The organism is Myxococcus xanthus (assembly GCF_006402735.1).
In the GTDB taxonomy this organism is placed as follows: domain Bacteria; phylum Myxococcota; class Myxococcia; order Myxococcales; family Myxococcaceae; genus Myxococcus; species Myxococcus xanthus_A.
Genome location: NZ_CP017174.1, coordinates 5194385 through 5207047, shown reverse-complemented (window position 1 = coordinate 5207047; position 12663 = coordinate 5194385). Strand labels below are relative to the sequence as shown.

9 protein-coding genes and 1 pseudogene are annotated in these 12663 nt (G+C 71.3%); 2 read left to right on the top strand and 8 right to left on the bottom strand.

Going from position 1 to position 12663, the window contains the following annotated elements; translation table 11 throughout:
• Positions 1-67 precede the first annotated feature (67 nt).
• The 6 genes and pseudogenes from BHS09_RS21400 to BHS09_RS21375 all read right to left on the bottom strand — a co-directional run bounded on the left by BHS09_RS21400 (position 68) and on the right by BHS09_RS21375 (position 8739).
• On the bottom strand, positions 68-1525 hold the full coding sequence (locus tag BHS09_RS21400) for a CHASE2 domain-containing protein (RefSeq protein ID WP_140798771.1): 1458 nt from the start codon (positions 1523-1525) through the stop codon (positions 68-70).
• 71 nt (positions 1526-1596) lie between these two features.
• Positions 1597-2763 carry a FecR family protein gene (locus BHS09_RS21395; RefSeq protein WP_237079744.1) on the bottom strand — a complete coding sequence of 389 codons (1167 nt, stop codon included), beginning with the start codon at positions 2761-2763 and terminating at the stop codon, positions 1597-1599.
• Positions 2763-4574 (bottom strand): annotated as a pseudogene (locus BHS09_RS21390) (OmpA family protein); the annotation flags it as partial. The gene BHS09_RS21395 and the pseudogene BHS09_RS21390, both read right to left, overlap by 1 nt.
• 186 nt (positions 4575-4760) lie before the next feature.
• Entirely contained in the window at positions 4761-5141 is a 381-nt protein-coding gene (locus BHS09_RS21385; RefSeq protein ID WP_237077304.1) for a response regulator, read from the bottom strand.
• 110 nt (positions 5142-5251) lie between these two features.
• Positions 5252-6619 (bottom strand): sigma-54-dependent transcriptional regulator, encoded by a 1368-nt coding sequence (locus tag BHS09_RS21380; protein WP_140792708.1) that lies wholly within the window; start codon positions 6617-6619, stop codon positions 5252-5254.
• Positions 6616-8739 carry a PAS domain-containing sensor histidine kinase gene (locus BHS09_RS21375; protein WP_140798767.1) on the bottom strand — a complete coding sequence of 708 codons (2124 nt, stop codon included), beginning with the start codon at positions 8737-8739 and terminating at the stop codon, positions 6616-6618. The genes BHS09_RS21380 and BHS09_RS21375 overlap by 4 nt, the downstream gene beginning before the upstream one ends.
• A gap of 194 nt (positions 8740-8933) precedes the next feature.
• Here BHS09_RS21375 and BHS09_RS21370 point away from each other — a divergent pair, with 194 nt between their 5' ends.
• Positions 8934-10130: a fatty acid desaturase family protein gene (locus BHS09_RS21370; RefSeq protein ID WP_140798766.1), complete on the top strand. Its 1197-nt coding sequence runs from the start codon at positions 8934-8936 to the stop codon at positions 10128-10130.
• A 19-nt stretch (positions 10131-10149) separates the two neighbouring features.
• Here BHS09_RS21370 and BHS09_RS21365 read toward each other — a convergent pair whose 3' ends face one another.
• Positions 10150-10830: a phosphoribosyltransferase gene (locus BHS09_RS21365; RefSeq protein WP_140792702.1), complete on the bottom strand. Its 681-nt coding sequence runs from the start codon at positions 10828-10830 to the stop codon at positions 10150-10152.
• A gap of 178 nt (positions 10831-11008) precedes the next feature.
• Complete coding sequence (locus tag BHS09_RS21360) at positions 11009-11230, bottom strand: hypothetical protein (RefSeq protein WP_140792700.1); 222 nt, start codon at positions 11228-11230, stop codon at positions 11009-11011.
• Between the two features lie 236 nt (positions 11231-11466).
• Here BHS09_RS21360 and BHS09_RS21355 point away from each other — a divergent pair, with 236 nt between their 5' ends.
• A complete protein-coding gene (locus BHS09_RS21355; RefSeq protein WP_237077303.1) occupies positions 11467-12654 on the top strand; it encodes an SRPBCC family protein in 1188 nt (395 codons plus the stop codon).
• Positions 12655-12663: the final 9 nt, after the last annotated feature.

Sequence of the window (12663 nt, the reverse complement as noted above, 5' to 3'; positions counted from 1 at the left end):
ACGGCTGCTGCCCGGCTCAAGGCTTCGTGTGACGTGGTGTCGCCCGGCGCGGTTGTCTGGCTGTCCGCTAGTCCTGGTGCATTGCGTCGGCGCGGGCGCGCTGGGCGTCTTGCCGCGGTGCTGCCGGCTCCACGGATGCCTGGGGGTAGCGGATGAAGAGCCGGCGGAGGGCGCCTCGCTGCCGGCCCACCTCCTGCGCGCGCGACGCCGCGTCCACCACCAGCATCAGCATGAGGCCCACCCACGAGGGGACCAGGGGAATGACCCAGCCCGGGTCCGACGCCAGCCACGCCACCAGCGCCGTGTGCAGGACAGCCAGCGTCACCGCCCACCGGAGGACCGCGCCGGACGTGCGCGCGCGCCGGCAGAGCCAGGCGAAGGCCACGAGCACCGCCGCGGTCTCCAGAACGCCCAGCAGCGCCACCAGGCCCGACGAGCGCATCAGTCGGCCCGACCGCAGGTTGTCCATGGCGAAGGCGTGAATCTCCACGCCGGGCACCGCCACCTGGCCGGGCAGGGTGCTCTGGCCATGCAGCCCCGTGGCGGTGACACCCACGAAGACCGTCTTGCCACGCAGCGCCAGGTCCAAGCCCACCGAGCGCGGGTCCGCGTGGAGCAGGTCCGCCAGACTCACCCGGGGCAGCCAGTTGGGGGCGGGCAGCCGCATCAACGGCGCGCCATGGTCCAATGCCGCCAGCTCGCGCAGAGGCTCCGCCCGTTCGGGCGTCAGGTGCAGCGCGGTGGCCAGCGCCAGCGAAGGCCAGGCCTGTCCGCTCACGCCCACGGCGTAGGGATAGCGACGGATGACGCCGTCACCGTCCACCAGCATGTTGAGGGTTCCGCTGCCCCGAGCCGCCATGCGCAGGGGCGCGATGCTCCCCGCCACCTCCTGGGCCTGGAGCCGCAGCGACTGGGCGGGCAGGGCCAGCGGCGTGCCCAGCGCGCCATCCTCGAGAGGCGCCATCACCGGGACGTCGTTGGTGAGCGCGGCGGCACCCAGGACGACGCCGTGCCCTTCTGAAATCGCTTCGGCCAGCCGGGCATCGCCGTCGCGCGCGTGGAGCCGTGCCTCCAGGTCCGCCGCCAAGGCTTCACCCGCGGGCTGCTCCGTCAGCCCCGAGCGGCGGAGCGCCTCCAGGATGTCCTCACCCAGCTCAAGCGCGTCACGCGGCCCGGGCTGGTCGAAGACGACGTCCATCGCCACGGCGGCGGGGCGCTGGGCGGCGAGCGCATGGAAGGCGCGGGCCCACGTGGTGCGTGACAGCGGCCAACGCTCGCCCAGCGTCGCGAGGGCGCGGTCATCCACTTCCACCAGCACCAGGTCCGCGCTCGGCGGCACGGCGGGCAGCAGCCGGCTCACCGCCTTGTCGTAGAGCGAGCGCTCCAGGAAGCCCGGCGCGCCACCGGTGGCCGCCGTCACCCCCGCCAGCGCGATGCCCACGCACGCACCCAGCACCCGCAATACGGCGGGCGAGGGCAGACGGGGACCGTCGCGGCGGTGGGGTTCGGCGGGACTGGAGTCCATGGGCGGGGCCTGCTGGCAGGCAGGGCCCGGCCATCATGCGTGCGCGGATGGGCGCACGCAATGCACCCTTCTCAGGGCAGGACGTCGAAGGCGTAGATCTTCGAAGGGAAGCCCACGAAGCCGTCTCCGTCCACGGCCATCACCCGCCAGAACCACTTGCCCTGGCGGTGCCCGGGAATCTCCAGCTCCGGGCTGGCGCTGTCATACGTCTGGACACTCGCGGCGAAGTCCGCCGTGCGGGCCACCTCCACGCGGTATGTCGCGGCGCCCTCCAGCGTCCGCCAGGACACCTTCGGGGCCGTGGCGAACGCGCCCCCCCGAGGGCCCACCAGCGTGGGCGCCGGCAGCAGCGGGCGAGGCGGCTCCGGGGGCGAGCCCGGCTTCGCGCGCGAGCCATGTCCGCCCGACACCTCGACCTCGGCCTGCTCCGCGCTGAGGGCCACGTTGCCCTCCAGTGTTTCCAGCCGGCTGGTGCCGTCGTCCTGGGCCGACACGCGGAACCGGGTGCCTCGCACACCGGCCACCGCGCCGCGCGTGCGGACCTCGAAGATGGAGCCCGCGCCACCCGGCGCCGCGTCCGTCTCCACGGTGCCTCGCAGCAAGTCCAACTGCACCTTGCGCTGGAGGTTCGCCATCAGCTCGATGGCGCCCACCTTGATGAGACTGTTCTCCACCACGCGCACCATGCTGCCGTCCGCCAGGGCCAGCTCCGCCCGGGCGTCCGCGCCGGTGCGCAGCAGCTCGCCCGGGTAGAGTGAGTCGCCCACCGTCCGCGCGAGGAGCAGGGCTTCCGTCGCGCCGGCCTCCACCGCGCCGCTGGCCGCCCGCAGCCGGGCCACCGCGGGCTGGGCGGGCCGCTCCACGTAGGCGAGTTGGAGCTGTGCGGGCTCGCCCTCCACGGACGGCGGCGCCATGGCGGACACCCGCGTGCGGGGCACGCCCGCCGCCACCAGCACGTCCGCGGCCCGTTTCGCCGCGGCCAGGCCCCGGCCGTCCAGCCGGTCCGCGTCCGGAAGCTTCGCCGCCACCGTCACGGAACGGATGGCGGGGCGCGCCAGGAGCGCTTGGGCCACGTGCGCCAGGCACGCGTCCGTCTCCGCGCCCTGGGGCGCCAGCGGCCGGCCGAACACCATCCGGCCATTGTCGAAGCGCAGCCCGCCGCACGGCGCCTGCGCCTGCGCGGCGAGCGCGGGTGGACCCGCCAGCATCACCGCCATCATCCAAGGGGCTGTCCGCATCAACGCGTGCCTCCTCCCGTCGAAGGCTCGGCGACCTTCACGATGTTGAACTCGACGCGACGGTTGTTCTCGCGCCCCTTGGCCGTCGTGTTGGTGTCGACCGGCTTCGCCTCACCATAGCCCACCGCGTCCAGCCGCTGCGCCGCGATGCCTTCCTTCACCAGGAAGGCCACCACATTCCTCGCCCGCCGCTGGGACAGGTCCAGGTTCTTCGCGTCGTTGCCCTGGTCATCCGTGTGGCCTTCCACACGGACCACCAGGATCCTCGGGTTCGCCTTGAGCGTGGAGGCCACCTGCCGCAGCAGGCCGTGGGACCTGGCCAGAATCACGTCGCGGTCCGTGCCGAAGTACACCTTGTCCAGGATGACGATGCGCGCGCCCTCCACGCGCACCTGCGCCTTGCCCTTGTCCGGGCAGCCGTCGTCATCGTTCACGCCGTTGATGGTCTCCGCCTCCAGCGGGCACTGGTCCACGGCGTCCAGGATGCCGTCCTGGTCGTTGTCGGGGTCGGGGCAGCCGTCCTCGTCCTCGAAGCCGTCCATGTCCTCCGGCTCGGTCGGGCACAGGTCCTCCGAGTCGACGACGCCATCCTTGTCGGTATCCACCGGCGCGGGCGGCAGCGCCAGGGGCGCCGGGGCCGGTGCGGGCTGGCCCGCCTCGGTGGGCGGCTGGTGGGCGTCCGGGTCATCCGGGCAGCCGTCCTCGTCCTGGAAGCCGTTGAAGGTCTCCGGCTCGGTGGGGCACACGTCGGTGACATCGGGGATGCCGTCACCATCGTCGTCCGGGTCCAGGCAGTTGTCGTCGTCCTGGAAGCCGTCGAAGTCCTCGGGCCCCAGGTCGCAGACCTGCGCGGCGGAGGCGGGGCCGCCCTTGGACTCGAATGGCGTCCAGGCCACCCCCGCGAGCACGCGGAAGGACGGGGTGCCATAGCCCCGCGACAGGCCCGGGCCCGCGCCCACATGCGCGGCCAACCCCGGAGTGAAGCGGTACTTCAGCGCGGCCAGTGCTTCCATGGGCCGCTCCTCGGCGCTCGTCTCCTTCAGGCCCAGCGCGCCCGCCAGGGTGGCCTGCGCCGTGAGGGCCTGCGTGAGGGGCACCTCGGCGCCCACCGCGTAGGCGAACTCGTTGCCCACGCGGAGGTTGCGCAACTGCTCCTCGCGGCGGACGTTGAAGCCCACGTTGGCCAGCAGGCGGACGGCGGTGGTGGCCCACTCCGCCACGAAGCGCGGCTGGAACGTCACCGTGTCCGAGCCCAGGAACTTCGAGCCGCCGCCCGTGGGCAGCGTCAGGGGTGCCGTCACGGCCAGGTGGATGCCGCTGTCGGTGGAGAGCAGGCGGACCTTCGGCACCAGCCGCAGGTCACCCACGCCCGTGGTCCCCACGCCGTTCGACAGGTCTGGCGCCACCGCGGCGGCGGGTTCCGGCGTCGTGTGGGAGAGGGGCAGCGCGACGCCAATCTCCACCCGGTCGAACAGGGAGATGGCGCCCATCAGGTCCAGCGTGAGCTGGCTGTCCACGATGCGGTAGAGGAACCGGTCCGCTCGCGGGTCCACGAGGTTGAGCGGATCATTCGCGTAGTTGAGCGACGCGCCCAGGTTCCAGGAGAGGTGCGGCGCGATGCGCGCGCCGTGCATGCCGAGCACGTCATAGGCGCCCGGGGCCGGCTTGTACTGCTGCACGTCGATGGCCTGCGACGCCGCGGGTTGGGCGCTGGCGGTGGCCGAAGCCACCAGCAGCAACGGGGCGGCGAGCCGTGTCACGCGGCGAAGGAAGCTGCGCGGTGATGACGGTGTGAGGTGAGGAAGGTGCATGGAAGGTCGAGGCTGGGACGGGCCCCGCCGAGGAGCCGCGAAGGTTGTCACCGGCGGATGACTGACTCAAGAAACGATGAGCAGTCGGTGTCCCAGTTGTTCGGGTCCATCCCGGCGACATGCAGCTCGATAACGCGTCGTCGCGAGGCGCCTGGAGGGACTCGCACGCGGCAGCAGGGGCGCGAACTACACCGCGGCGGCGGCGAGCAGGCGTGAGACGTGCTCGGCCAGCGCGGGCAGCGGCTGCGGCTTGGAAAGCACCAGGTCCACGCCCAGCGCCTGCGCGCGGTCGGTGAGCTCCTGGGTGGCGAACGCCGTCAGCAGCACCACCCGCGTCTGGGGCGTGTAGCGGCGCACGAAGTCCGCCAGCATCAGCCCTTCTTCGGAGAGCGTTCCGCTCAGGCGCAGGTCGCTGATGACCAGGTCGTAGCGGCCCGTCGTCATCAGGTCCAACGCTTCGTCCAGCGAGCCCGCCGAGTCCACGCGGTAGCCGGCCCCGGAGAAGAACTGGCCCAACACCCAGCAGAGGGAAGACTCGTCGTCGACGATCAGGATGTTCTGTGCCACGGGGCGGGCCCTCAAGCAAGCTCAGGGCCAGAGACGGGCTTGTCCCGGTTCCAAGTAAATTCCGGTGCTTGCTCCCGCGTCCCGGCCAGTGTCTGCTCGCTGCGTCCAGGCTACGGATCCGGTTTCTGGAATCCGGACCGGTTGATGCCCAGGCGCTTCAGCCGCTCGTAGAGGGACGACCGGGGGATGCCGAGCCGCGCGGCGGCGCGCTCCACGTGGCCGTGCTCGAGGCGGAGGATGCGCTCGATGTGGCGGCGCTCCAACTCCTCGAGGGTGAGGTGGTCGTCGGCGTCGGAGGCGGCCACGCCGGCGGCGGCCTCGAAGCGCAAGTCCCCCCGGGACAGGGGCCCGCCGCCGGACAGCAGCACCGCGCGCTCCAGCACGTTGCGCAGCTCGCGGATGTTGCCAGGCCAGGTGTAGCGGGTGAGGGCCGTCTCCGCGTCGGGTTGCAGCCCCACGCCGCCGCGGCCTCGCGCCGCGCCCAGCTCCGCCAGGAAGTGGTGCGCCATCCCGACGATGTCCTCGGGCCGCTCACGCAGCGGGGGGACATGGAGGATGAGCGTGCTGACGCGGAAGTAGAGGTCGCTGCGGAACCGCTTGTCCCGGGCGGCCACGGCCAGGTCCTGGTGCGTGGCCGCGATGAGGCGCACGTCCACGCGGCGGTCCCTTACGTCGCCCAGCCGCCGGAAGCGCTTCTCCTCCAGCACCTTCAGGAGCTTGGGCTGGACGGCCGAGTCCATGTCGCCAATCTCGTCCAGGAAGAGGGTGCCCCGGTCGGCGACCTCCAGCAGGCCTTGCTTGGCGGCCACCGCGCCGGTGAAGGCGCCCTTCTCGTGGCCGAACAGCTCCGAGTCGAGCAAGTCCTTGGAGAGCGCCGCGCAGTTGAGGTCCACGAAGGGCGCGTCCTTGCGCGGGCCGCCTTCATGCAGCCACCGCGCGAGCACGCTCTTGCCGCTGCCCGTCTCGCCGGTGATGAGCACCGGGCTGTCGCTTTCGATGATGCGTTCGGCCTGCGCCTGGAGCGCGCGGATGGCGGCGCTGCCACCCATGAAGGGGTCCACCGTCCCACGGGCGATGCGCGAACGCTCCGCCAGCAGCCGCTGCCGCTCGCGGCGCTGCGACACCAGCCGGTCCAGCACCACCTTGAGGACGGCCAGCTCCACCGGCTTGGTGAGGAACTGCTCGGCGCCTTCCTTCACGGCCTGGACGGCCAGCTCGATGGAGCCATGGCCGGTGAGCACCACCAGGGGCACCGAGGCGTCGATGTCCTTGAGGCGCGGCAGCAGCTCCAGCGCGGTGCCGTCCGTGAGCCGGTAGTCCACCACCGCGACGTCCGGACGCGTGGTGCGGAACGCCTCCTGCGCCTCGGCGAGGCTGGTGGCCTCGTCCACGTCGAACCCATGGGCGGTGAGGAAGCCCCGCATGCCCAGGCGGATGCCGGGCTCGTCGTCCACGAGAAGGATTCGGGTACGCGTCATGAAGCGAGGGAGTCTACGTGCTGGGTTGATACACGCGAAGAAACAGCTGGAAGCAGCAGTGTGACTTCCGCGCCGCCCTCCGGGTGATTGCGCAAGCGGATGATACCCTGGTGCTCCTCCATGATGCGTTGGACGATGGCCAGGCCCAGCCCCGTGCCGCCGCGCCGCTTGCTGAAGAAGGGCTCGAAGACATGGGGCAGGTCCTCCGCGCGGAAGCCCCGCCCACCGTCGCGCACGGTGCACCGCACCCAGGCCCGGCCCGCCTCTTCCACTTCTTCCGTCGCCACCCGCACCGCGCTGCCCGCCGGTGAATGCTGCACCGCGTTCTCCACCACGTTGCGAAACACGTGAAACAAACGCCGGGCGTCCATGCGAACGCGGGGCAGCGCCGCCGCCAACTCGCGATTCACATTCACACCGGCCCGGTCACTGGCCAGGGCGCACGCGGAGAGCGCATCAATCATCACCGGGAGCACAGGGCCTTCCACCCATTCGCCGCGGGTGGGGCGGCCGTACTCGAAGAGCTCCTGCGTGAGGTGGTTGAGGCGCTTCACCTCGCCGCGCAGCACGTCGACGTAGGGCTTGAGCTCCGCGCGCGCGCCGAAGGTCGCCTCCACCGCGTCCACCACCGCGGAGATGGAGAAGAGGGGGTTGCGGACCTCGTGGGCCACGCCCGCGACGATGGCGCCCATGGCGGCCATCGTCTCACTGCGCCGCAGGCTGGCCTGGAGCTCCAGGAGACGCGTCACCTCCGTGGCCACCAGGATGATGCGCGAGTCCTCGCCGCCCGCTTCCTCCAGCCAGGTGGCGGACACCTCCCACGTGCGGTGTGACACCGGGTCGCCCAGCTCGCGGGTGGCGCTGGCGTGGGTGCGGCGCAGTTCCTCCACCAACGGCAGCGCGTGCGACCAGGGTGTGGCACTGGCCGCGGTGAACAGCGGCTGGCCGGACGGGTCCATGCCTCCGAAGAGCGCGATGGCGGCGGCGTTGAGACGCTGGACGGTGCCATCCGCCCCCAACACCATCAGCGGCGAAGCCACCGCGTCGAAGGTGCGGCGCCATTCCTGGGCGGAGCGGCGGAAACTGTCATGCAGGCGCTGGCGCAGGTCATCCGCGAGCCGCCGGTCGGTGATGTCGGTGACGACGCAGCCGACATGCAGCTCACCCTGCGCATCCAACGCGGAAGCGGCGGCGCGGCTGCGCACCCAACGCACGCGGCCATCGGCGCAGATGAGCCGGTGCTCCAGCTCCGCCTCGGCGCCGGGGGACAGGCCCTCGATGCTGGCCCGGTAGCGGGCGCGGTCCTCGGGGTGGATCATCTCCGCCCACAGCGGCGGCGGTCCGCCATCCGGCGCGGGCTGGACGAACGCGGAGGCGGCATAACCGGTGGTGCGCTCGATGACGGGCGTGCAGTAGAAGTCGCGCAGCCTCCCGCCGCGCAGCTTGCCGCCCCACAGGTAGTCCGGCAGCGACCGCGTCAGCACGTCCAGCCGGCCCTCGTGCTCCTGGAGGCTCTGCTCCGCGCGCATGCGCTCGGTGAACTCGGACATCGCGGCGATGACACCCAGCACCTCGCCGTTCGCGCCGCACACGCGCAGATAGCTGCCGAACCAGAAGCGGCTCTCGCCCGGCGCGGCGGGCGTCTCCACCTGGAGCAGGGTGTCCTGGATGGAGGCCCCCGTGCTGAGCGCCAGTTGGAGGCGCGGAGCGATGCGCTTGCCCAGGTCGGGCATCACCTCGGTGACGTGCCGGCCCAGGTGGCGCTCCGCGGGCAGGCCATGCATCGCCGCCAGGGCCGTGTTGACGTGAACGTAGCGCAGCTCGCGGTCGAAGAAGGCGAAGCCCACGGACGTCACGTCCATGACGGCTTCGCGAAGCGCGCTGGCATCATCCGCGCTGCGCAGGGCGGCGTCCCGTGCGCGGTGAGCGCGCTCCCGGGTTCGCAGGAGCAACAGCGCCAGGGTGCCGCTGATGAGCAGTCCCACCGCGGCGGTGAGGAGGACGCGGGCAGGGGGGCTCACCGCCCCGGAGTAGCTCCAGACCCCCTCGACGGCCGCGGAGAGAGTCGTGGCCACCAGGACGGCCAGCAGCAACTGTCGACGGGAAGGGAACTCGTGCATGCGGTGGGCGGCGAGCGCGGGAGCTTAACCGCAATCCTCGGCCGGGCGGTGGCTCGTCTGGCATGGGTGTGCCGCCCTGGTGGCGTGGTGGGCGAGAGAACGGGCTCGTGGATTTCGGCATCCGGAATTTCAGGGCCTGAAACCAGGTTGGTGGCCGCCCACCTGGATGCCCTCACCGAGATGCCGGTCCCATCATGACCCTGGCAGTCCCCCTGCTCGTCGACGCAGTGCCGCAGACGTCCCTTCCCATCTCCCATCCCCACCCCCACGCACTCTCCGAGCCGGAGGCCTTCGCCCAGGACCTTCAGGCGCTCAAGCAGGAGCTGGAGTCTTCGCTCGGCGAGGCGGACCTGGCGCACGCGCGGAAGATTGAACGCTGGGGCCGGGCCTGTTCCGCGCTGGGCTACGCGACGGCGTGGCTGATGCCCAATCCCGTGTCGGCGCTGCTCATCGCGCAGGGAAACACGGCGCGCTGGACGATGATGGCCCATCACGTCACGCACCGAGGCTACGACAAGGTGCCGGGCGTGCCGGCGCACTACACGGGCAAGCGCTTCGCCACCGGGTGGCGCCGCTTCCTGGACTGGCCGGACTGGATTCATCCCCAGGCGTGGCGGCACGAGCACAACGTGCTGCACCACGGACGCACGGGGGAGGCGGTGGACCCGGATCTGGTGGAGATGAACACGGAGTGGCTGCGCCAATCGCGCATGCCCATGCTGGCCAAGTACGCGCTGGTGGCGTTCTTCGCCTGCACGTGGAAGGTGACGTACTACGCGCCCAACACGTTCCTGGAGTGGCGGCGCTTCGAACGCAAGCGCGCGGGAGGACCGGACGAACCAGGCACGCTGCCCCTCATCACCGCCTTCAACCCATTCTCCGTCGAAGGCCGTGCCTTCTGGTGGACGTGCCTGCTGCCCTACGCGGGCCTGCGCTTCGTGCTGCTGCCCGCGCTCTTCGCGCCACTGGGCGCGTGGGCCGTCCTCAGCGTCTTCGCCAACAGCGTCTTCGCGGAAGTGCTCACCAACATCCAGAGCTTCGTGTTGATCGCGCCCAACCACGCGGGGGACGACCTCTACCGCTTCGAGGGTCGGGCGCGCAGCGGCGCGGAGTTCTCCGTGCGGCAGGTGGTGGGCTCGGTGAACTACGCCACCGGCAACGACGTGGTGGACTTCCTCCACGGCTGGCTCAACTACCAGATCGAGCACCACCTCTGGCCCAGCTTGCCCATGACGCGTTACCGGCAGGCGCAGCCCAAGGTGAAGGCGCTGTGCGAGAAGCACGGCGTGCCCTACGCGCAGGAGAGCGTCTTCCGCCGCGTGAAGCGGTTGGTGGACATCATGGTGGGGCGGACGTCCATGCGCTCATGGGGGCCGGCTCCGCGCGGCTGAGGTCCGCGAGGCGCCGGGCTCAGGCGGAAGGCTGTGTTTCGCCGGAAGCCCGTTCCCGGGTTGCCTCGGCGAGCAGGTCGCGCACCTCGTCGTCCTCGGTCTGCGCGAAGTCGCGGTACCACAGGCCCACGGAATAGAAGGGCTCGGGCATGCGGACGCAGACGACCTCGTCCGCCACCTGGGCCAGGCTTTCGCAGGACTCGGCCGCGGCCACGGGCACAGCCACGATGATGGCCGCGGGCTCCAGGAGCCGCAGCGCCGCCACGGCCGCCCGCATCGTCGTTCCAGTGGCCAGCCCGTCATCCACCAGGAGGACGGTGCGCCCCCGCACGTCGGGGAGCGGCCGGCCTTCCCGGTAGCTCTCTTCACGCCGCTGGAGCTCCACGGCCTCGCGGCGGGCCGTGGCCTCAATCTGCTCGCGGCCGATGTTCAGCTCGTCCACGACCTCGCGGTTGAGCACCCGCACGCCCCCGGAGGCGATGGCGCCCATGGCCAGCTCCTCGTGGCCGGGCGTGCCCAGCTTGCGGACCAGGAAGACATCGAGCGGCACTCCGAGCTCCCGCGCGACTTCGGCGCCCACGGGTACGCCGCCCCGTGGCAGCGCCAGCACCAGCGTGCCGGGTTGCCGCGCGTGGCGCCGCAGGTGGTCCGCTAGCACGCGGCCTCCCTCATAGCGGTCCTGGAATTCGGGCTCTCGCATGCCGCCACTCCTCGCCGCTCCCTGGAGTGGAACGGGCGCTCGTCAGGAGAAAGCTGGCCACGCCGGTGGCCTCGTGGAACGGGACGGGCGTTCGTGCTGGCGCCAGTCGCTCGCCTGGCCTCCCGTCTTCACGCCGCGGGGGGCTCGGCGTGCTCGTCCGCCACGCTCCCGGTGTTGCTCACGCGATGATTTCCGGTCGTCCAGGCTGATTGGGCACTGGCGGATCATGAATGCCGGGCGGCTTGATTTCGGGCGGCTGCGGCGGCTCGATTTCCGGCGGCTGTCGCGTGGGAGGGTCCTTCTTCGGCGGCGCCTGCGGCCCGGGAGGCTCACGCCCGGGCTTCTTGTCGGGGTCGGGATCCTTCACGGGCGAGTCAGGTGTCGTCGGTACCTCGGGCATGCCGTGTTGCTCCTCTCGGGTTGACCAGCACGAAAGACAGTGGGCACGCCCGAGCCTGTGGGCACCGTCCTCGTTGCCCAGTCAACGCGAGGACCTCCGGGCGCTGAGCCGCCCGGTTGGTGGCCGGGCATCCCCCGCGGACGCGAGCGAGGCAGCCCCTTCCCGTCTGCTGCACTGCGCCATCGCCGCCTTCACGTTCCGAGGAGCGAAGGACACGAGCCAGAAGGAGGCGGACGATGAAAGCTGCCCTATGGGGAATCGGTGGCGCTGGGCTGGGCCTGGGGTTGATGTACTGGACGGATCCACGCAGTGGCCGCTGGCGCAGATCCCATCTGCAGGGGAAGGCCGTCCACGCGGCGCATGAGGCGGGAGGCGCGGTGGGCGTCGTCGCTCGGGACCTCTCGCAGCGCTCGCGCGGCGTCTTTTTCGAATCGATGCGCAAGCTGCACCGGGCACCGGTGGAGGACCTTGTCCTGGAGGAACGGGTGCGCTCGGCCCTGGGCCGGGTGTGCTCGCATCCCGGGGCGATTCGCGTGATGGCTCGGGATGGCCTGGTTCGGTTGGAGGGCCCCATCCTTCGCGAGGAACTCCGGCGCGTGCTGCCCCGCATCGGCAAGGTGCAGGGGGTGCATGGGCTGGACAACCAGCTTGTTCCGTATGCGGAGGGCTCAGCGCACCCGGCGCTGCAAGGAGGCAGCATGCGCTCGGGTGAGTCGAGGATCTTCCTCCAGGAGCACTGGTCGCCGTCCGAACGGCTCTTCGGGGCGCTGGGCGGCCTGACACTGGCGGCCTGGGGGCTGGGACGCCGGGGACTGACGGGCACCCTGGCGGCCCTGGGCGGCGTGATGCTGGGCACGCGGGCCTTCACGAACCTGGGGTTGCGACGGCTCACGGGGATGGGCGCGGGACGGCGGGCCATCACGCTTCACAAGGACATCAACGTGAACGCGCCGGTGGAGGAGGTGTTCGCCTTCTGGAGGGAGATGCAGAACTTCCCCCGGTTCATGACACACGTGGATGAAGTGATTCCGGGCGTCGAGGGCCGCTCGCACTGGAAGGTGCGCGGGCCCGCGGGGCTGCACTTCGAATGGGACGCCGTCGTCACGAAGTTCGTGCCCAACAAGGTGCTGGCCTGGAAGAGCGTGGAGGGCACGGCGGTGGAGAACCTGGGCGTCATCCACTTCGAGTCCACGCCGCGTGGCGGCACTCGGGTGGACATCCGGCTGTCCTACAACCCGCCGGCCGGGGCCATTGGCCATGCCTTCGCGAGGCTGCTGGGCGCGGACCCGAAGAAGCAGATGGATGACGACCTGCTGCGCTTCAAGTCGCTGCTGGAGCGGGGAAGGGCCACCGGCCGTGAGACGGTGACGCGCGAGCAGGTCGCGCCCCGGCGGATGGAGTCCCGGGGCCCCCTCACTCACTAGGCGGTGCCG